Source organism: Flavobacterium sp. CG_9.1 (assembly GCF_015751645.1).
Lineage (GTDB): Bacteria > Bacteroidota > Bacteroidia > Flavobacteriales > Flavobacteriaceae > Flavobacterium > Flavobacterium xanthum.
In genome coordinates, this window is the sequence record NZ_JADOVC010000007.1 from 70,726 (window position 1) to 93,605 (window position 22,880).

Here is a 22,880-nt window from a genome sequence, read left to right on the forward strand (position 1 = left end):
TAACATAAAATTAACAAATTAATTTAATAGGCACGCCTAGTATTTTTTTGTATTTTAGCAAAAAATCGAGCAATAATGAATCTTACAGCATCAAAACTAAATAAATTTCTCTTATTCAAATTGCCTTCGGCATTTATTTGTGGTGTTCGTGTCGCAGCCATTGATGAAAATAAATGTATTGTATCGGTAAAACACCGATGGATCAATCAAAATCCGTTTAATTCCATGTATTTTGCCGTACAAGCCATGGCTGCGGAACTTTCTACGGGAGCTTTGGTTATGTTCCAAATTCAAAAAAGTGGTCGGAAAATCTCCATGCTGGTCGCCAACAACAAAGGTAATTTTACCAAAAAAGCTACGGGAAGAATCACTTTTACCTGCAAGGACGGGCATTTAATAGAAAAAGCGATTCAAGAAACTATTGCCACTGGAGAAGGGCAAACCTTTTGGATGAAATCCATAGGAACGGATGAAAAGGGAATACAAGTTTCCGAAATGGATTTTGAATGGAGTGTAAGGGTAAAATAAAAACAGTTTCCAAAAGAATATATAACTAGAAAACGCCTCTTACTGATGTAAAGAGGCGTTTTCGTTTGTATCAAATTCAAATGCAATAAATCAACTTTTAGTTAGCAAGCCGTTTTGCACGTTTTACCTTCCGCCTTGCAATTAGCTTTACACTTAGCCACTTCTGCAGCAGTCATAGTTTTAGCTTTCGTGTCTTTATTGGCACAACAAGATTCTTTTTTTGCTTTTTCTTTTGCGACAGCTTTTACTTCCTGAGCATTAACGCTTAGGGTAAGGAATGCGATTGCTACAAATGTTACAATTTTTTTCATTTTATACTGTTTAATTGGTTTTCTTTCTTTTGATATTATCTCAAATTTCTGACCAAATATAAATAATAATTCAAATTAATCTTTAATATTTGGATTAATATTTACTTAAGTGCCTTGATTTTGCTCCTAAATAAACCTGTTATTTAATGATTATTTTTCTGCTTAAAACTCCTGTCGATGTTTTAAGTTTTGCAATATAAACGCCAGTGCTCATTTTTTTGACAGGAAGCTGAATATTTTCCTGACCTTGGTTTTCAATTTCCCAATTGGCAACTGCTTGTCCCAATATATTGAATAAGGTAACTTCTTGAACTGTTGTATCTAGCAGTTTATTATGGATTACAAGTGAATTTCTATTTTGTGAATAGAGGAATGTAAGGTCATTTTCATTTTTAATTTGTTCAGTTGTTCCTAGCGTTTTATCTTTGAAACGCAATGAAAAACGGCTGTGGAATTCCCCTTTTAGCAAATTGATTTCAAAAACTTCATTCCTAATATTGTGGTATATTTTAGTTTGGTCATCGTAGATAAATATCGGTTGGTCAGTTTCAAAATTCTCGAGTTCATCAATCAAGAACTTTACAGGTCCCTCGATAGCCGTTTTTACGCCGATAGGGTAGGAGGACTCGCGATCAAAGAAGCCTTCGCCTTGAATGACCAATTGCTCTGCACCGTTTAGAAAATACATGTCAGTAGGAAAATCGTCTAGAATATAGCCGTCATAACCATAATCAATTGCACTCGTTGCTTTTTCCTGCATGAAGGCCAGCAATACTTGGCGGTGAAAATTAGATGCCGAATTGAAACCCAAGCGGATTCTTTTTAGGGTATCTTTTATTACGGGATCATTAGCATTCGTATTCCATGAATTTTCTTCTTTTGTTTTAGCTTTATTTTTGAAAAGGGTGTTGGATGCAGCGTCCGTTTCTCTTTGGAATGTTCGTTGACTATTATTAAAAATTACAGCACCGCCACCCCCAGTTTTTCCATAGACAAAGAATCCTTGTCCTACAGGAATGTGCTGCTTTGGAATTTTAGTACTCAAACCTACACCGCTAATCAATTCTGGAACTACGGGAGGCAAGCCTCCTGATAAATTGAGCATGGCATATCCGCCTAAATACTCTTTAAGAACATGGGAATTGTTACTAGAGGAATGTTCCCAGAAATAAATGGTCCCGTCTAAACCCGTGTCTTGCGGTCGGTCTACAGACGTCAGATTGTCATTTATAAATGCATACGCATCAATAGCGGATGGATATGGGTTTCCAGTAAGCAATAATTGCTCCGCGCTAACGGTATTGGTTAGAATAGTTCCATTATTAGGTTTTCCTACAAAGGTATAATTTTGAGTTCCAGAGACTGCTCCGTCGCCTTTTAAGGTAAATCCTTGACCTACTCGCAACGGACTTGTTTCATTTATTTGTACCCAATTTGCGTAAGCGCTTGCATAGTTATCAAATTTATAAAGCCAGTAGCGGGCCAGACTAATTGGACTTGTAGGAGCACCGTTATATCCACTTATCCACGAAATATTTGCTGGTGCTGCAGGGTTAGTTCCGTCTTTAAAAACGCTATTTACACTATAGTCTGTATTGTTAGTAACAGTATTTATTGGGCTTACTGGTGAACTCCAATAGTTGTAATTGTACAAGTTAGATTGTCCTTGCTGATCTCGTTCTATTGATCCAGCACTGGCTACGTCTAAATCGCTCTCCGTTGTTTGGATGAATTGTGACATACCTGCAAGATCAATAGAACCATCTAATTTCAGATACCAGTCATTCTGTATTTTGGTATCGTTATTCATCACAATTTTCTTTCCAGAATCTACCATCATTCCTAAATCAATGTTGTTGGCCGTTTCGGTAATGTCATGCTGCACTTTTACAATGGACCAGTCCTGCTCCATAATGTCATTTCCTATGATTTCTTTGGAAGGGCTATTTACTGCTTCGGCAAACCTACCTGTTCGTTCCGTTAAAAAAGGCATGGGTGCTTGTTGCTGATAAATGTTTTTGTGATTGTAAATTTTAGTGCCGCTGACATCAATTGCAGGTGTTGATAAGTCATCAATAATGTCATCTTTATAATAATCCATTCTGTAATAGCGGAGCAGATTGGCAAAAGGCAGTGTAGCAGGAGTGGAGGCAATATTTTTAGGAATACTACTGCCTCTAATTTCTGAACCAAAGTTCTCGATTTCTTGATAAACCATTCTTTGTAAATGTGAAGCCGTCAGCGCCACATTAAAAACGCGTATCTCGTCTATTTTTCCTTTAAAATAACTGCTGTTTGCTAGGGGATCTTTACCTAAAGTCAGCAGTGATGCGTCCGCTGCGATGCTTCCCGTTTTGGCTTGGGTTGACACCAAAGCGCCATTCAAATAGAGTTTTATTGTACTGCTATCATAAACGGCGGCGACATGGTACCACCGAGAACTGTTTAGTGTTGTAGCATAAGTTGCTAAAGTGCCATTCACGACGGCCTCTAGTTTTTTCGCAGCAGAAACTCTAATTTGGAACTTATCCTGACCCACAACTACCCCAGCAGTTGAAAAAGTTGAATTTAAATTAATCCATCCCATCAGCGTGGCACTACCCAAACCGCCAAGAATCGAGGTGCTTTGCCCGTAATCGTTTCGACCGTCAAAGTCAAGAAATAATTTGGTTCGCAAATCCCTTGGCGAACCAAAAACAGCGGTATTAGTGTCAAAGTTGTCTAGAATACCATCTTTATCAACATCAGCAGTTCCATCAATTATACCGTTATTATCAGCGTCCAAGGTTTTATAAGTATAGAGTAGCAAGGTGTTGGCAATATCAAAGGTCAGTCCGTTGGATTTTATATCAATATAGTTCGGAATTCCATCGCCATCGGTATCGAGAAGATAATTCAGAAAAGGAGCCACTGTACTTCCTTGTCCTAAATTGCCATATTGATTGAGGCCTGTACCATAATCATAAATATCCAGTATTCCATCACCAAAAAGTTCACTGATTCCATTGCCATCCGTGTCTTTGCTTCTAAAAGTTTCCGTATCTAATCCGTCTCCAGTACCATCGCCATTAATGTCTCCATCCCCGTTGATGAATCCTGCAACCGCATTTGAATTCCCTGCACCCGATTCGTCTACATCAAAAAGACTATCGTTGTCACTGTCTAAATCCAAATAATTAGGAATACCGTCTCCATCAGAATCTAGTGCTGGTAGCATGGCGATAGCCTCCGCATTGTCGTGCAGTCCATTGCCGTTTGCGTCTGCCCATGCGGTAGCTATTTTTCCTTGACCACCGCTCAAGTGGGCTAAACCAACTTCGATAACATCTTCAATTCCATCATTATCGGAGTCTAAATCAAATAAGTCAGCAACGCCATCGCGGTCTAAATCACACAACGTTTGTGAAATTAAAATATCATCTAAAGCCAAATCATTACCGCCACCTCCAGGGGCATTATTTTTGAAACGGATGGTAAAGGCATTGATATTTCCTAAGTTGACGCTGGTGGTAAATTGTTTCCAAACTCCTTGAGCGCAACTGTTATCTGTGGTGCTTCCAGAACATCTCCCAATGTCTCCTGTGTTGAATGACGTTAGAAAATTATTTGACAAATCATAAAATTCAACAGTAATGTTGGGTAAAATAGAATTAGGAAACGTATTTTTTGCCATGATATTTAAGGCCCAAAAACTGTAGGTTATTGGTAAATTAGACAAAACACCGGTAATGGTTGTTTCATAAAAAATACCTGGAGTAAAACTGGCATTAAAAACGGCCATTCTACCATTAACGTCCCCTGGGGTATGATCTTCTCCATTGTACCAAGCTAAATCGCCGTGAATATTTTCAGGATCGCTGGCTGTTGTTCCGGTTATTTTAGAGACTACGGTGTATTCACCGTCATCCAATATTTTACTGGATTGAAAAGGACATTGGGTTGTATTCGGCCCAGCAATTCCATCCTCGTAGCAATAGGTTGTTGTGGCATTATAGGCGGCCGTAAAGCTGGCAGTTCTTCCTCCTGTGCCAAAGGTTTCATTTAAGAATTTGTAGGCTACTTTAGTACCATTTGCATTGTTGCAATTTAGTTCTTCGGTAGCATCTAGTATACCATCATTGTCATCATCTATATCAAAATTATCATAAATACCATCGCCATCACTATCAAAAAAAGTTTGGATTCCTGTTCCTTGGATCGAATAATTATACGGATTTTCATCAATGTCATTATTTACTATCGAAAGGGCAGCCGTTTTTAAACCGAGGGTGTCTGGGTCAAAACGAACCGAAAAGCTACTGCTTCCTCCAGCGGGAATTATAGCATTTGGACTCGTAGCAAGTGTGAAATTAGCCACATTAGCTCCTGAAATTGTGATAGCTCCTATGGATAAATCAGCCGTACCCGTATTTTGAATGGTGTAGGTTTTAATGATGGCTCCCGTGCTGGTTTCCATAGATCCGAAATCGGTCCAATCCGTACTCGTTGGAGTAGTGTCCCCGTCGACTATAGTCGCCGCATTACCCAAAATAGTGATCTCGGGATCAGCATAAGTCTTTAATATGGGGCTTGGAACTAAAAGTAGTTCGTTTTTATTGTCTGTTGCGGATTGGTGTGAATTACGGGCTCCTTCCGGTGCAACAACTAGAGCAACAGTACTTAGCTCTGATTTTTTTTTAGTTTTCCAATGATCTGCTGCAGTAGGAGCGATAGTGTTGTTCGTATTCTCAATTGCAATGCCATTTGCATTTGGCTTAAAGCACGAACCACCACCGAATGTTTCGATCGAACGGGTACTGATTCTTTTTGGGACAACAAAAGATTCTGATAAAATAAATGTTTGTAGTTGCGTAAATGCTAGAAGCGGAAAGAGGATACATACCAATGTTACATAAAGCTTTAGAGTAGTTTTTTTCATAATGTACTCACTGTATTTAATTAATAATGGGTCAAGTAACGAGGTGGAGTAAAAATAAATCCTCAAAAAAGATCTTTTTACAGCTCGAAATTAAACTTATAAATTAAATAAATCAGATGAAGTAGCTATAAAATCGATTAAAAGCATAAAAAACTAAAAAATGTAAGTTTATAATTATTTTTAAAATAAAAATTTAAAATGATTTTTGGAGCACAATTTCATAAATTCTCCGTTCAGTTGGTTTTGTAGGATCAAAAAAAAACTTCCCGATGAAGAGAAGTTTTTGTGATGGTAAAATGGCAATTTAAATTACTTAATAATAATTTTCTTGCTGCTATTTCCTTTGGTAGTTTTGAGTTTTACGATATATACACCTGACGTTTCGTTTTGAACTTGAATTTTAATATTCGTTTGCTCTTTATCAGTAATCTCCCAGTTTGAAATTGATTTTCCTTGAATGTCGTAAAGAGATACGGATTCGATCGTATTGTCTCCCGTTTTATTGGCGATATTCAAAATTTTATTGGATTGCGTGTAATGTATAATAATTGTATTTTCGTTGGTAAGGTCATTAATTGCAAGACTTTTATCAGTAAAGCGGAGCACAAAACGTTCATCAAAATCACCAATTTCTGTTTGAAAAACATACGGTGTATCTTTTAAATCATGGATAATCCCTAATTCCTTATCTTCTAAAAGAATATTTTGATTGACAAAGAGCCCGTCTAAATGGTCAATTCTTACAGATAGTTTTCCTGAAATTTCAGAATAGTAGCCTAGTAAAACCTGATCGTTTTCATCAAATGGCAATGCACGCCCTTGAATGGTTAATTGTGCTTCAGGTATAATGGAATGGAAGCCAACATTATTTCCGCCGAAGGATTCTCCATCAAAACTCCTGTCCAAACCTTGCGTGGCACCCTCAATATACCCTACAAGTATTTGACTGAAAGCGCCCGAGTTATTAGTTAAGTTCAACCAGATACGGTGTCTCTCTATATCTGAAACATTTTTTGGAATTGCTTCGTTTTTTTGGTTTTTATTCATTTTGAAGAAATCACCATTCTTTCCTTCTACACCTACTCGCATACTATTATTGAAAGTTGCGGCAGTTGTACCTGGAGTCATTGTATTGGCTGCTCTCACAAAAAAAGATTGTCCAGAAGCTATATATCCTGATGGAGGCGAACCTCCCGTCGTTGCAGAAGATCTTGTCGATACTCCGCCCGTTCTGTTGAATGAAGCGTAGTCATTTTCAGTATAGTTTAATGCATAATCTCCATAAAAAGGATCAGGTTCTGCTGCGCTTGGTGCTGTATTATGGGTCCAAACATATATTGTTCCATTGATGGAATTTATATTAGCAGGAAGTTCTAAGAATAATCCAGCATCAATTGCTGATGGATAGGGATTTCCTATAAGATTCCACTCATCATTTTCAGCATCTACATCAACGACTCCTGTCAAAGTTCCTTTTATAATGGGCGAAGTTACGGTGCCATTGTTAGGTGTTCCTACGAATGTGGCTGTGTAAGGCGTTTTGATTGATGAGCTAAAGGTATTAGGAGCACGTACTATGTACCCTTTGCGAGGGTCCATGATTGTAGCGTTATTTTCATTTTGCCAGCTACCACCAGTTCCTGCAGAAACTGTTGGTATCCAAGAAAACATCAAAGGACTATTTGGAGATAATGAACCTAATGTAAAATTAGAAGCTAAAGTTACAGGTGAATTCCAGTAGGTGTAGTCGATATTATACATTGGCTGTGAAATTCTTTCAATATTTACAGTCCCGGTATTTGGAGTATTATTGATTTGAATCAAGTTGGCTTTATCTCTTATGTTGAAAATCCCATTTGTATGTACATTTACAAAGTCAGTAACGGTAAGGTTACTTGTAGAAGAGAGGGTCAAGTCGCCTATTGATTTAACCGTTAGGTTTTTTGCGAAAGCATTATAATTACTATCTGGAATGACAGTTGTGGCTGGGATTATAACACAGTTAGAGGAAGTGGGTACTCCAGATGGCAACCAGTTTGTTAAAGAATTCCAGTCAGTTGAAGTTCCTTGCCAAATCTTAGTGGTGTTAGTTACCGTAATTGGTGTCCCAGCAGAACAACCATTCGATAAAAGGGAAGTTGCTGTAAATGTAAATGTGCCTTGTTCTAGTTGCGATAATGTTGGTTTTATGTAAACGGATGCAGTAGGTGTTCCCGCTTTGTATGTAATTAGACATGCTGAATCGCTGTAGGCATCTACAGGGGTGGCACTAGTCCAATTAAAACTACTGCTTAATGGTTTTGTTCCAAATAGCTTAACGTCGTCAATTGCAGCTCCATCACACCACGATTCACTATAATATCTAATTCTAATTCTTAAATTAGCTTGGTTGACATAAGATTTTAAATCATAGTCCATGTCTGAGAATCGGGTTCCAATTCCCTTATCAGTAATTATGTTGCCGTTAATTGTTACCCAAGTAGTACCATCTGTAGAAACTTGTACCTGCATATATTCTATTCCGTTGTATGCTGAATTTCCATCAGGGAAATACCTTGAATAATACATTCTAAAAGTTAATCTTAAATCCGTATACGAATTTGAATTAATAATTGGAAAAACTAATGCATTGTCAACTTTGTAAAAACAAGAAGGGCCACACGATCCTATATCAGAAGTAGTCATTACGAATTTATTGGAACCGAAATTTGAAGAAATTGCAGGATACCATGTCAGACCATCTGGTATAAATGTGCTGGTGCGATTTTTCCACATTGTTTTGCTGTCAACTGCGGGATTACTCAAAATATTTGAGTTTGAAAATACGCCTAAGCCCCCACCTTCAAAATTTTCGTCTATTAAAAAAACCTGTTCAGTATCTCCAGAGGCTGTTAGCGTTATTATATCATTTTCACCGCAAACTTGTGGACTAATTGGTGTAAATGTTAAAATTGGAAGTGGACTTACTTTAGCAATTATAGGTGTTCTTACTTTAGATTCGCAAGTACCATTATCAGCAGTAACATAATAAGTTGTATTACTAGATAATGTTGGAGTTATCCACGTTGCTGTATTAACATCTGGTATTTCAGTACCTCCTGTTAAAGAGTTGTACCAATGATAGCTAGTTGTGCCAACAGAACCAGTTACAGATAAGGTGACTGGGCCAGCACCACAAACAGCCCCATTTGAAACAGTTTTAATTATTGCATTACAACTAGAAACTACTGTAAATAAATAATCTTCTGCTTCTCCGTATTCTGAAGCAGTACTTCCATTTACATTTCTTGAATCAAATAGATCACATGGAGCAAAATTGTAAGCGAAAGATTCATTAATAGTTGGATTGCCGGGAGGACCAGTTGGATACAAGCTATTGTAAATTCTAATTCTAATCCTATAATCTCCTGGAGCGGTACTAGGAGGTACTATGAATCCAAAAGTAGTTGTGAGAATTGCTGCTGAAGAATCATATACTTGTTCGGTTGCAACATCAAATATGCCGTTTTTATTCCAGTCTACCCATGCTTTCCATCTTCCTCTTGCATTAGCTTCTACTGATATATTAATTCCTTCACCTTGGGCTTGAATTGCTTTACTGGTATTGCTTGTGAAGTTTTGATATCCATTGTTAGGAGTTGAAGAGTAGCCTGTTGTTAAATTGGATATGTCGTTTAATGTCCCAATAAAATTTACATTATTTATATATCTGGTAGCAACTTGTGAATTTTTTGTTAAAGGAGCACAATAAGCAGACGGTAAAACAGTGGCAGTTGTAATTGTTTCGTTAAGAGGAGATACAATATTGTATAATGGTCCTCCTGAACAAAGACCATTAAAAGAAAAGATATAGGTATAATATTGAGTTCCCGGTGACAATCCGGTTGCGGTAAAAGAAGTGTTATTATCAGTATCTACAAGCAGATATCCGCCAGTTTCAACTGTTCCTCCAACGGTGTAGGTTGTGCCATTTACTGGAGTTGGTGGTGCAGAAGAGGTGCTAATTACCACTAAATAACTATTTGGAGCTGGCGCAGCAGCGGTGAAAGTACCGGTGATTGTAGTTCCTCCTGCCGGGGATACTAAGTTTAAGGCAGTTGGTTGTGTCGATGGTGTTGTACAAGGTATAAGATCTATAATATTTAGCGTGTATCCTTCAACTTCTCCAGTAAAACCTGTATCGCATGAAGTTGTGGTGTATGAACCATTTTTTGATTGCACGCGCATTCTTACAGAACCAGTTGTTGCACCTGCTGGAACGGTAATAGATAATGGGCATAAGCTTGACAGCCCATTTGTATTGCTGGTTACGGTTCCTAGTGAATATTCTTCTCCAGCATCCGTAAAGACTCCGTTACCATTCCAATCTATCCATACTTTTTGGTAGTAAATGGAACTATTTAATGTGTTTACAAAAACACTTATGTTGTAAGGTTGTGTTTTAATTACCGTGGTAGAGATTGAAGTGTAATCAGTATAAGCAGCATTTACTGCTGTTCCGGTATTATTAATTGTATTAAAAATAACTCCCGTTATTCCTGCCGCGGTTGTATTTCCTGAAGAAGTACAATACGTAACCACTGATAAAACTGCCACACTTGAAGAAGATGAATTTCCACAGGCATTGATGGCAGTTACTCTATATTGATAACTGTTCATTGAAAGAGGGGCTGCCGTAATTTTTAGGGACGCAGTTGTGGCATTAGAATATACACCAGTATTTGTAACTGTTGACCAAGCGCCGCCACTATTGGTGCTTAGCTCCCATAAATAACTTGTTGGGATATTTGTTGCTACTGTTGTGAAAGAAGCGTTTGCTCCTGGAGCAATTGTTACATTAACTGGATTTGATGAAATCACGGTTGGAGCCGTTACTGAGAGTGTTACGGCATTCGAAGTTACTGCGCATCCCGCTTCATTGGATACAATTACTCTAAAATTGTCAGCATTTAGAGCTATGGTAGGATTTGTTATTATTAATGTGGCAGTACTAGTCCCGCTAAAAGGTGCGGTATTGGAAATGTTTACACCGTTTTTTTGCCATTGATAAGTTGTTGCCCCGGTTGCTGTTACAGATATTGTTGTTGTATTAGCTCCTGCACATGCAACAGCTGGTGTAGCAGGTTGTCCAGTTAGTAAAGGCAGAGGATTTACTGTAAAAGTAGCGGAACTTGTTCCCGTCACCCCTCCATAAGTAGTGACTGTTACGGGGCCTGTAGTACCAGCTCCGATAACAGCAATAATTTGTGTTCCAGAATTTGATATTATAGATGAAACGGCTGTACCTCCTATTTTAATATTTGCAGCGGTAGCTCCTGTAAAATTTGTACCGTTAATCGTAATTGAAGTACCGATACATCCGCTCGTAGATCCTAAGCTAGTAATAGTTGGATTTGGTGTAATAGTAATATTTACGATATAGTCCTCAGTTTCACCATAAGTACTAGTTGTTGCCCCGCAAGCCTGACTAGTCATAAGCGCAGAATCATTTCCACCACGAACTCTCATTCTCGTATTTCCTAAGATAGCACCTGCCGGTACGGGAATATTGATAACCGTTGTTCCATTTGCACCAGCGTTAACAGCAGAAACTGTTCCTTCAGTAGCTTCAAAAATTCCATTTTGATTGAAGTCAATCCAAACTCCAGCATATTGATTAGCATCAGTACCAAAAGTTACTGCTATTGAAGCGGTTGAAGATTGTAATAAATTAGGTTTGGTAACAGTATTGTAAAGAGTATAGAAAGGGGATACAGAAGCGCCACTAGTATTATTTAAAGTACCTAAAGTAACATTAGTGATTTGATCCCCAGTACCAGAACCGACAGAGTATGTTGGTGTACAATAGGTTAAACACCCAGGTCCAGCAGTTGTTGTAATTGTTACATCAGAAGAGGTAGTACCACAATCACCGTTTGAGATGGCCCAACGTAAGGTTGCTGTTGATCCTATAATTAATCCTGTCACCCCAGAAGTTGGTGACGATGGCGTAGTTATTGTAGCTGTTCCAGATACTACCGACCATCTTCCTGTTGTTCCTGCAGGAATTGCACTGCCAGATAAAGTTGTTGTTGTTGCACAAGTTGTTAAAGTTTGATTTGATCCTGCGTTAACTACGTATGTTGGGCAAGTGAAAGTGATTCTAATTTCACCTCGACCACCCAGTCCTCCATAACTTAAACTTCCGCTACCACCACCTACAGTTGATCCACCACCACCACCACCTGGGGAGTTTCCAAAATTACCATCTCTATAATTGTTGTTGCTGGAACCTCCAACAGCGGCTCCGCCTGCTCCGCCTGAATTTCCCCCTGCGCCTCCCGTAGAGCCATTTGCTCCTGTAGCTGCCGCAGTTGATCCGCCGGCAGTAATACTAGTTCCAGTTCCAGTTCCTAAACTACTTGTTGTAATTGCAGTAACTGCAAGTCCATTTGAAGTTCCGCCTTTACCACCTATACCTCCATTTGCATTTAAAATAGTAGCGGTGTTGAACCAAGAATTGGCTCCATTTAAACCTGCCGCTCCTAAAGTCCCTGGATTTGTTGTAGGAGCGACGTAAAGATTGTATGTTGTTCCAGCAGTGATACTCGAAAAAGTGGTTTTTACATTAGTTCCACCACTACCCCCAGAACCTCCTATATTAACACCATTAACACCTCCTCCAGATCCACCAGCTCCCCATGCTTCAACAGTAAATGAACCTGTAACACCGGCAGGTACTTTCCAAGTTCCAGCACCAATTGTTGAAATAGTTACAGTAGTGGTTTGCCCATTCATTTTAATTCCTAAAAATATCATTAAGAAAATACTTAAAAAGACAAGGAAAGGTTGCTTTTTATTTTTTACCAAAACAGAAGAGATTCCATTAGGTTTAGCTGTAAAATTTTGAGAATCATTATTTTTTATAAAGTAGTTTTCTTCCATTATTGTTCATGCTATTTTGGCACCAAAAGTAATTTTTTTTAAATATAAAAACAAAATTCATTTTTAATAATCGTTAATTATTTTGCTGTTTATCTTTTATTTATGTACTTAGTCGACTATTTGTTGCTAAAATAGTTATTTAATTGTTTATTTGTTTTATGAGCTAGATGGTTAAAATTTATACTTAAACGGTGGAGACTTTTAGTTTGGTAAACCAGAATGTAGCGCTGTAGATCCTTCTTATATTAATTTCTAAATAGCAGTATTTTAAAATTTGACGCCTCTTATTATTGATTTATGGCTAATCCAGAAAGAAATATAGCATAAACATTGCTTTCAACTTACGAAATGTATTAGTGTCGATCATGGTGCTCTTTTGTGAGAAAAAATTCTGCAGATAATCCATAGAATTATTCAATTTTATACACTATTTAAATTACTAAAAAATGTTCAAGCATCCGTTGCTTTCAACAGCTTACAAATGCACTCGTTTAAGTTTTTTTTGTTAAAGATCAATACTGTTTTGCATCTTGTAACTTTGGAGTGTTCGGGGTTTAATAAGTCTTTCAATCTTTTTATTCAAATGACTTCATAAGAAATAGCAAGCATGGTTATGTATTAAATAACCTTCAGAAAGTAGCTTTTAATCATGACAGAATTATTAAATTATTTAATCGGTAGATTTTTTTGATAGCTATCAAAAGAAGAGCACTCTTTCAAATATATCTAAATTTATTCTGCCGTATCTATGTTCAGTACCAATCAATTTTCAGGTATGGACTTATTGAAAGTAGGCTGGAAATTGATATGACAGACATTTTTTTTACAAATATTAAAAACGAAAACATCCGATTATCATGAAAAATGTGGTGTCGATTTGTAAAAACAGATTAGATTATCTAAAGAATTTTCGATAATAGTTAGATGCTATAAAACTTTAATTTTACTTTCGATTTTTTAAGAAGGAATTTAGTTAATAGCGAAATCATTTATCTATTCTTCTTAAATTTATATTTTCCTTTATCAAGGTATCAAAATATTACACATCTATTGCAGCGCTATCAATAAAGCTCTAAATTGTATATGATATTGTCATTTAATAGTTTTTTTAACCTATATGCTTTTGTTGTATTAATTTTTTAACCATAAAATGGTGTCTTTACGGTAAACCATAAAAAGGTCAAGAACGAATACGTTATATTTGGTCAAAATTATCTTTTTTCTTACAGTGAAAACAGATGTATTCTAGGTTTACTTTTTTAAAATACAGTTATGAAACACCTTTACAGGATTCTATTTTTCTTTGTTTTACTATTTTCAGTTCATCAATTAAGCGCTAAAGTCACTAGTAGCTTTTTAATTAAGGAGAAAAAGATCCTAAATAAGGGAGACACTAATTTAGCTCCACCTACAGCAACCATAACTACCAGTACCTCTTCTGTTTGTAAAGACGGATCCCTGCCAGTAATCACCTTTACAGGAGCGGGAGGAACGGCACCTTATACGTTTACCTATAGTATTGATGGAGTACAACAACCTACTTTAACCACTACCTCAGGCAATGCTGCAACAATCAACGTGCCAACAGCTACGATAGGAAGTTTTCTGTACACCTTAATAAGTGTTCGAGATGCATCGATGCCAATCGTAGAAATTCTGCAAAATGGAAGTGTTACCGTAACTGTTACTGCCCCTCCAGTTGTTGATTTTGCCTTTACTGATAACCAATGTTCTGGAACTGCAGTTCAATTTACTTCGGTTGTAGTAGGTTCAGGACCTTATACGTATTTGTGGGATTTTGGCGGTAGTGGTACTAGTTCAACAAGTCCGAATCCTTCTCATATCTTTAACAACGTAATTGGAGGCTCATCGCAGTCATTTAACGTAACTCTAAAAGTTACTGACACTTTTGGATGTGTGAAAACTATCTCTAAAGTTGTTACTGTCAAAAATCCAGATGCTTCCTTAAATTCTAGTGCTGAAGCTGCAATTTATAATGGTTTTCCAATTTTTAAAGTCTGTACAAATGACGTGTCGCTTATTGATTTTATAAATATTTCTACAACTAATTCAACAAATACAAAATACGTTATTAACTGGGGAGATTCTTCGCCCGATTTTGTTTCTTCCACCTTTTCTGCCGCAACCTCACATACTTATTCTGTAGGATTGTGGACGTTAACTTATGTTGTTACAGGTCAAAATGGATGTGCAATTACTAAAATATACAAGGTGTTTGTAGGGAATAATCCAGCGGTAGGAATTGGTAATCCTGGTAATACTAACATTTGTATCTCAACCGCACTTACTTTTCCAATTACTGGAACCGAAAACAACCCACCAGGAACTATTTACACCGTTACTTTTAATGATGACTCAGCACCAACAATTTTCAATCATCCACCACCAGCTTCCATCACTCACTTATTTTTAAAATCATCTTGTGGCGTTACAAGTGCAAATCAACAAAATTCATTTTCGGCAACTATTGAAGCGTCTAATCCTTGCGACGTATCATTTGGCATAGTCGTTCCAATTCGTGTTTCTACTCCTCCCATTGCAAATTTTAATATGCCTAAATCTGAATTATGTACTAATTCTCAAATATGTTTTACAAATGAATCAATTAGAGGTTCAACTGCCACAAGTGCATCTTGTATTGCGTCAAAGGTAGTTTGGATAATTTCTCCTTCAACAGGCTTTTCATTGAACAGTGGTCAATTAGGAAGTGATAGTAACGGATCTACAAACACAAATACGTGGCAAGCTGGAACAAATTCAATATGTCCAGTTTTTAATGTGTCGGGAACCTATACAATTACGATGAAAATTGGCAATGGCTGTGATATTGATGAAATGGTAAAAACTATTTGCATCGAATCCCCTTTCATTCCTCAATTTACTTTAAATACTACTGAAGGGTGTTCTCCCTTAAATGTGGTAACTACAAATGCAACGAGTATAATAAATCCCTGTACTCCGCCACTTTACGCTTGGGAAGTTGCTTATGCAAGTGGATTTTGTGGTGCTGCACCAGCCGTTTGGAATTATGTAACGGGAAGTGAAACATCAGCAAGTCCCACGTTCAATTTTGTTACTCCGGGGACATATTCGATAAAACTTACAATGACGAATTCCTGCGGACCTGTTACAACTTTAGCTAAAACGGTAATCGTTAAGCAACCGCCTACTGTCAGCATCAATTCGATTGCCAATCGTTGCCAATCGGTACCTAATACAGTAATAAATCCAATAGCTATAGTAGGAAATTGCGGGATACAAACCGCTACTTATGCTTGGGAATTTACAGGAGGAATACCAGCGACGTCAACAAGTGCAACGCCTTCCATTTCATATAGTTCACCGGGAAACTATGAGATCAAATTAGCAGTAACGAATGAATGTGGGACAACAACAGCTACAAAAGTTAGCTTTACCATCAACCCCACGCCAACAGTGGATGTAATTCCAAGTCAATCAAAATGTAAAGGGCAACAATCTGATGCCATATCATTTGCGGGAAGTATCCCCAATACCGTTTACAACTGGACAAACAATAATTCAGCCATTGGGTTGCCTACCAATGGAACAGGGAATATCAACCCGTTTGCGTTGATTAATGTCGGAACGACTGTTTTAACAGCTACGATAACGGTGACGCCAACCCTAAATGGATGCACAGGAACAGCAAAAACATTCACGATAGCAGTATTCCCTGATCCAACAGTAAATGATATTGCCTCTATCACTTTATGCAACAATGCCAATCAAAACAGTATTGCTTTTAGTTCCATTGCACTTGGAACCTCCTTTTCGTGGACAAATAGTAGTACTGCTATAGGTCTTGCCGCTTCTGGAACCGGACCAATTCCGGCCTTTACAGCGTCTAATACTGGTCAAACTACAATTTCATCGACACTTACTGTCACTCCACAAAATGCCTCTGGTTGCACCGGAACACCAAAAACATTTACGATAACGGTACATCCAACTCCAAATTTACAACCGGTTCTAGATAAAGAATATTGCAAAGGAGTTGCAACAGCAGTGCAGACTTTCAGTGGTGCAGTTCTTGGGACCACTTATGCCTGGAGTAATTCTAATGCTTTAATAGGATTGGCAGCTAGTGGCACTGCATCTATTCCTTCTTTTGTACCTGCAAATTCAGGAACAACACCAATTACAGCTGTAATAACGGTGACACCTTCGGCAAATGGTTGTCCAGGAACACCTCAAACTTTTAAAATTACGGTTAATCCATCACCAGTGGTAACTTTCTCTCCAAGTATACAAACTATTTGTTCGGGGAATGGAAGTGCGGTAGTTACCCTTAGTAGCACTACACCTTCAGTAATTTTTAATTGGACTGCAACTGTTCCGGCAGGGATTACAGGAATGACAACAAGCGGAACGGACACCATTCCGGTGCAGGTATTGTCAAATAGTACTGCTACTCCTATACTAATTACCTATGTAGCAACTGCATCACTTTCGGGTGGGGCATCCTGTTTTGGAGCGGTATTTAATTATACCATTAAGGTAAATCCAAAGCCATCGATAACAGCCACGATAAATTCCACCAGTTGCAGCGGTGAACTATTTACAACAACACCATCTAATACAAGCCCAAATATAATTCCAAGTGGTACGACCTATACTTGGAACATCCCAACTGTTACAGGCGGTTTATCTGGTGGCGTCTCAGGAACGAATGCTTCTACTATAAGCGGTACTTTGACAAACTTAACCGCAATACCCCAGACAGCAACTTATTCGGTAACACCAATGGCAAGTGGATGTCCCGGACTTCCCTTTGATGTTGTTGTCACTGTAAATCCAAAGCCAACGGTTCATGTTTTAAACAATATAATTCTTTGTGCTGGTCAAGCCAGTACTCAAATCGTTTTTTCAGGAGACGTTTCAGGTACTACTTACAATTGGTCTAGCACTAGTTTAGCCGTAGGATTGAGCACTTTATCTGGTTCAAATGATATTCCTGTTTTTACGGGAACAAATTCAGGTACGATTCCAATAACAGCAACAATTACGGTAACGCCTTCAGTAAATGGTTGTGTGGGAATGTCAAAAATATTTACAATTACGGTTAATCCTTTGTCAATAGTCAATACAATAGCCAACAAGGCTGCATGTAACAACCAGTCCAGTGCAGCCATTAGCTTTAATGGCGCCGTGGCTGGAACTACCTTTGCCTGGACCAACGATACGCCTTCGATAGGGTTAGCGGCCTCTGGAACTGGAAATATTGGAAGTTTTACCGCTTTGAATACAGGTACAACTCCACTTATTGCGACTGTAATTGTTACGCCTACGGCAAATGGTTGCCCTGGAATATCAAAATCATTTACAATTACCGTAAATCCGACTCCAACTGTCGAACAGCCCCTTAATCAGGAAGTGTGTAATGGTTTGTCAACAGTGGCTATTCCTTTGACAGGAAATATTCCTAGCACAACATACAGTTGGACAAATTCAAATTCATCTGTAGGTTTAGCCACTAGCGGATCAGGAACTATTCCTTCCTTTATAGGAAGTAATCCCACATCCTCTCCAAAAATTGCTACCATAACTGTAATACCATCAATAAATGGATGCCCAGGAACAATTAAAACTTTTACAATTACTGTAAATCCATCACCAGTGATAACTTTTACTCCTGCGCCACAAACGATTTGTTCGGGAGAAAATGCTGCAGCAGTAACATTAAATAGTAGTACTGTGGGAGTCACTTTTAGCTGGACAACAAACCAGCCTGCAGGAATAACTGAAACAATACAAACCTCAGGAACAAGCAGTATTCCAACACAAACCTTGACCAACACCACAAATACAGATATTACTATTGAATATAATGCCACAGCAACCGTAGCAGGAGTAACGGCTTGTTTGGGAGCTTCTTATAAGTATACCATACTAGTAAAACCAAAACCAAGCATAACATCTCCATTGGCACAAACCATTTGTAGTACTACTGCATTTTCAATTACACCAGTTGATGGCTCAGGAAATAAAATTCCAACCGGAACCATTTATACTTGGAGTGCGGCTGTAATTAGTCCGGTAGGAGCCATTTCGGGAGCAAATGCACAAAATACACCTCAATCTTCTATTAGCCAAACGCTAGTTAATGTTACCGATCAAAAGGCTATCGCGACTTATATGGTAACTCCAAAATCAGGAACTTGTGCAGGAACAGCTTTTCCTGTAGTAATAACGGTTAATCCATCTCCCAAAGTGGTGTTCTCAAGTGTGAATCAGAAAATCTGTTCGGGAAGTGATGCTTCCGCAATAAATTTATCAAGCCCAACTACTGGAAGTGTAACTTTTAATTGGTATGCTTCAATTCCTCCGGGAATTACTGGGGCAACAACATCAGGAACAACGGCGGTAATTCCTGTTCAGACTTTAACGAATACCACAACAAATCCACTTACAGTTATTTATACAGCAACAGCAACCCTAAATGACGGAGTGGTTAGCCAAGGTCAACCTAATACGTATAGCATAACCGTAAATCCAGCAATTGGAACTTCCAGTGTTTTGTCCAATTATAACGGTTTTAACCTTAGTGCTGTTGGTGCAAATGATGGGTCTATTGCTGTCGCGGTAACAGGTGGCTCAGGATCTTATACCTACTCGTGGTCAGGACCAGGTGGTTTTTTGGCTTCAAGCCAAGATATTTCTAATCTTATTGCAGGAGATTATACGCTCACCATAAATGATGGACTATGCAATCCCGTAATTTTATCTTTTACTTTAACCGCACCTCAGTCCTTAGTCATTCAGGAAGATACAGCGGCACATGCTAACATTTATTGTAATGGCTATTCAACGGGTAGCATAAAAGTGGTTATTACCCAGCAATCCATCGGACCTTACAAATATGAATTAATATTACAGGGTGGAGGCATCGTTCAGAATAGTCTAAATAATTCTTCTTTGGATTATACTTTCGTTGGATTAGTTGCAGGTACTTATGACATCAAAGTTACCGATAGCAACGGAAGTATGAAAACAATTGTAGGAGTTATTATTTCCCAACCTTCAGGTATAACTGCTTCGATAAGTGCACAAACAAATATTCTTTGTTTCGGAGACAGTACGGGAAGCGCGACCGTAACTGCTATTGGAGGTAGTGGAGCTTTGACTTACTCTTGGAATACAATTCCCATTCAGACTACGCCAACGGCAAGCGGATTAACAGCAGGAACCTATGTGGTAACCATCACGGATACTAATTCATGTTCAACTACCCATCAAGCTGTAATTACGGAACCAAATCGTTTGGTTACATCAATAAGTGCGCAAACAAATATTTTATGCTTTGGAAACAGCACTGGAACGGCCACTATTGCTGTTAGTGGAGGGGAAGTACCGTATGCTTTTTCTTGGAACACTTTGACAAATAATACTGCAGCGACAGCATCCGGACTTTCAGCGGGTACGTATACTGTTACGGTAACAGATGCCAATAATTGTACAAAAGTGCAACAAGTTACTATCACACAACCCACAGCCGTGCTGGAATCATCTATAAGCAGTTTTAATAACGTAAGCTGCTTTGGTGGAAGTGATGGTAAGGCGACTGTTGCTGTTACAAATGGATCAGCGCCGTACACGTATTCTTGGAATACAGTACCCGTTCAAACAGTGGCAACAGCGACTGGATTAACGGAAGGAAATTATACCGTTAGGGTTACTGATTTTAACGGATGTGAAACAACTTCCGCGGTTACAATTGAACAACCAGCAGCAATTTCTACTTCTATCTCAGCACAAACTAATGTTGCCTGTTCGGGAAGTAATACGGGATCAGCAACGATTGTGCCAAATGGAGGCACCGCTCCTTATACTTTTTCATGGAATACGACACCAATGCAAACAACTGCAACAGGGATCAATCTGGCTAAAGGAACCTATTTTGTAACGGTTGTCGATGGCAATAATTGTTCGGCAATTCAACAAGTAGTAATAACCGAACCAAATGGATTAGTGACTTCTATTGCGTCTCAAATCAATGTCGATTGCTTCGGAAAAAGTACAGGTTCAGCCACGGTATCTGTTTCTGGAGGGACAGCACCACTAACCTATTCTTGGGATACCGTCACTGCGAACACAACTTTAAGCGCCACAGGATTAGTGGCAGGAATCTATCATTTAACCGTTTCTGATGCTAACGGCTGTCAAAAAATACAGGAAGTCAACATTACAGAGCCAGCTGATCTTGCTATCACTACTAACTTGGAAAAAGACGTCACTTGCTTTGGCGATTCAGATGGAGCAATAAAAATAACGGTGAGTGGAGGTACTTCAGTTTACAGTTATTCGTGGACCAAAGATGGAACCGCTTTCGCCAACACCGAAGATTTATCCAATTTAAGTCCAGGAATCTATCAGATGACGGTTTCGGATGCCAACAATTGTGGACCAAAAACAGCCACTTTTACTATTACAGAACCGCCAGTTTTAGATGTAACATTTGGTAGTAAAACTGATATTAAGTGCTTTGGCACTGCAACGGGAGCCATAAATGTTACTGTAATAGGCGGGACTCCTTCAACTTCTGGTTATAATTTTGCTTGGACGGGTCCAAATGGTTTTGCTAGTGCCAGCCAGAATTTAATAGCTGTTTTTGCTGGAACCTATAATTTGATCGTAACCGATAATTCAGGATGTACCGATAGGCTAACGGTGATTTTAACACAGCCATCCCTAGTAACAGTTTCAGCTACTACCACTCCCATTGTTTGTTATGGCGATAATGATGCCTCCATTCGTCTGACTGTTTCTGGAGGAGTTGCGCCATATACAGTTTTATGGAGTAATTTGGCTGTTGGACTAGTTCAGGACAATCTTTCGGCGGGAGATTATGTGGCTACGATTACGGATGCTAATAACTGTATAAAAACGACAACAGTAAATATACCCGAGGCTCCACTATTTAAAATGGACCCTACTGTTACTCAAATTTCTTGCTTTGGCGCTCGTGACGGAAGTATTAAATTAAACTTAGTGGGAGGAATACCTAGTGTGAAGTTAGTTTGGAGTGACAATAGTTTGGCCGGAACAACTAGAAATAATCTTGGACCAGGTACTTATACCGCTACAATAATTGATGGAACCCCTTGTTCAATTACTAAAACCTTTGTGATAATTGAACCGCAGGCATTAGTTTTGGCTGTAAATACAACCAATGCATTAAATTGTGATGATGCCAATAGTGGTGCAATTAATTTATTAGTTTCAGGAGGAACACCGCCTTTCTCTTACACGTGGTCAAATGGTGCTGTAACAGAGGATTTGAATGCGATTCCTGCTGGTAATTATTTAGTTACCGTAACGGATGCCAGGAAATGTAGTGCATCCGGAAGCTACTCAGTTATCCGACCGGCAGCCATAGCTGTAAAAGTAGAGACGGTTACTGATTTTAACTGTGAAACTAAAGTTGTCAAGCAGTCTTTTATGGCCAAAACTTCAGGAGGAGTTCCACCTTATCAGTTTGTATGGTCAAGCGGAAGTGTGAGTGGTCCTAACAATGAAATAATGAGTACATCGCAAAACGGATTAGTGGTACTCAATGCAATCGACTCTAGAAATTGCAGTACAACGTACACATTTGACGTCGCTATTCCGCAATTAGGTACGCCATCCTTTACCACTGCCTCAATAGGATATAGTACTTATGGCATTTACTCTATTGAAGATCCAATTCAATTTACCAATACTGCAAGCGGAGATTACATTGCAATAACTTGGGATTTTGGTGACGCTACTTTTTCAACCGAAGAAAATCCGACTCATATTTACAAAAAGGAAGGAACTTATATCGTCAATCAAACAGTTACTTATCCTTTTGGATGTGTATATGTGCGCCAAATCACTCTGGAGGTAGAGAAAGGATATCGCTTAATTCCTCCAACAGGATTCACGCCCAATAATGATGGTATCAACGATTATTTTGCGCCTGTTCTTTTAGGATTAAACGACATCCATTTTGATGTTTACGATACTTGGGGCAGTTTAATTTATTCTGAATCTGGAGAAAATATTAGAGGCTGGGATGGAAAAATCAATACTAAAGAAGGCGAAAATGGAAATTATTATTTCACTATTACCGCTACAACATTTTACGGAAAAATAATTAAGGATAAAGGAGCATTAGTGCTTATAAATTAAAAAAA

At 38.4% G+C, this 22,880-nt stretch carries 5 protein-coding genes; 2 read left to right on the plus strand and 3 right to left on the minus strand.

The genetic code is table 11. From position 1 onward, the window contains the following. Positions 1-75: 75 nt before the first annotated feature. Positions 76-528, plus strand: a complete 453-nt coding sequence (locus tag IWX83_RS05670) for a DUF4442 domain-containing protein (protein ID WP_196828253.1) — start codon at positions 76-78, stop codon at positions 526-528. A gap of 101 nt (positions 529-629) precedes the next feature. Here IWX83_RS05670 and IWX83_RS05675 read toward each other — a convergent pair whose 3' ends face one another. The 3 genes from IWX83_RS05675 to IWX83_RS05685 form a co-directional block, all read right to left on the minus strand. Continuing rightward, the gene (locus IWX83_RS05675; RefSeq protein WP_196828255.1) at positions 630-839 is read right to left on the minus strand and encodes a hypothetical protein; all 210 of its coding nucleotides are present in this window, start codon (positions 837-839) and stop codon (positions 630-632) included. A 139-nt stretch (positions 840-978) separates the two neighbouring features. Further along, positions 979-5,757 carry a LamG-like jellyroll fold domain-containing protein gene (locus IWX83_RS05680; protein ID WP_196828257.1) on the minus strand — a complete coding sequence of 1,593 codons (4,779 nt, stop codon included), beginning with the start codon at positions 5,755-5,757 and terminating at the stop codon, positions 979-981. Positions 5,758-6,066: 309 nt separating this feature from the next. Further along, positions 6,067-12,681: a GEVED domain-containing protein gene (locus tag IWX83_RS05685; protein WP_196828259.1), complete on the minus strand. Its 6,615-nt coding sequence runs from the start codon at positions 12,679-12,681 to the stop codon at positions 6,067-6,069. A gap of 1,272 nt (positions 12,682-13,953) precedes the next feature. Here IWX83_RS05685 and IWX83_RS05690 point away from each other — a divergent pair. Continuing rightward, entirely contained in the window at positions 13,954-22,875 is an 8,922-nt protein-coding gene (locus IWX83_RS05690) for a PKD-like domain-containing protein (protein WP_196828261.1), read from the plus strand. Positions 22,876-22,880: the final 5 nt, after the last annotated feature.